Origin of the sequence: Thermobrachium celere DSM 8682, from assembly GCF_000430995.1 — a bacterium.
GTDB classification, from domain to species: domain Bacteria; phylum Bacillota; class Clostridia; order Clostridiales; family Caloramatoraceae; genus Thermobrachium; species Thermobrachium celere.
In genome coordinates this window covers 5,835-6,440 of record NZ_HF952025.1, presented here as the reverse complement: position 1 = coordinate 6,440, position 606 = coordinate 5,835, and the positions used below count along the sequence as shown (strand labels likewise).

The 606-nt window shown below is 33.7% G+C and carries 1 protein-coding gene and 1 tRNA gene; one reads left to right on the top strand and one right to left on the bottom strand.

Features of this window, described 5'->3' with window-relative positions; translation table 11 throughout:
- A partial coding sequence (locus TCEL_RS11345) for a trigger factor family protein (RefSeq protein WP_040684072.1) occupies positions 1-383 on the bottom strand: 383 nt, incomplete at its 3' end.
- 146 nt (positions 384-529) lie between these two features.
- Here TCEL_RS11345 and TCEL_RS11340 point away from each other — a divergent pair.
- Positions 530-605: transfer RNA gene (locus TCEL_RS11340), tRNA-Pro, on the top strand.
- Position 606: the final 1 nt, after the last annotated feature.

Sequence of the window (606 nt, the reverse complement as noted above, 5' to 3'; positions counted from 1 at the left end):
TTCTTTACTTCTATTCCCTTATAGTTTCCTAACTTAACTTCAGGCTTTACAACAACTTCTGCAGTGTAAACAAAATCTTCTCCCTTACCAATCTTAACTATGTCAATAGTTGGTCTATCTACTGGTTCAATGTTGTTTTCCTTAATAGCAGCTGGATATGTTTCATCAAGTATGTAGTTTACAGCATCTTCGTAAAATACGCCTTCACCATAGTACTTTTCTATTATTGCCTTTGGAGCCTTACCTTTTCTAAAGCCTGGAACATTAAATCTTGAAGCATTCTTCTTATAAGCCTTCTCTACAGCTTCATTGAACTTTTCACTTGGTACAGTTATTTCAAGCTTTACTTTATTATTTTCTAATCTTTCAACTTTAGTATTCATTTTATTTCCTCCTATCAAACTATATAGGGGTATATAAGTCAATAGATTAAGTTAAAATAGTAAAATTGAAAAGATTATGAAAATATTTTTTTTATAAATTAGGTATTGCCAAAGTTAAAAAAATGATATATAATAAAGTATGTCRTCGGGGTGTGGCGCAGATGGGAGCGCGCGTGGTTTGGGACCATGAGGTCGCAGGTTCAATCCCTGTCACCCCGACCAA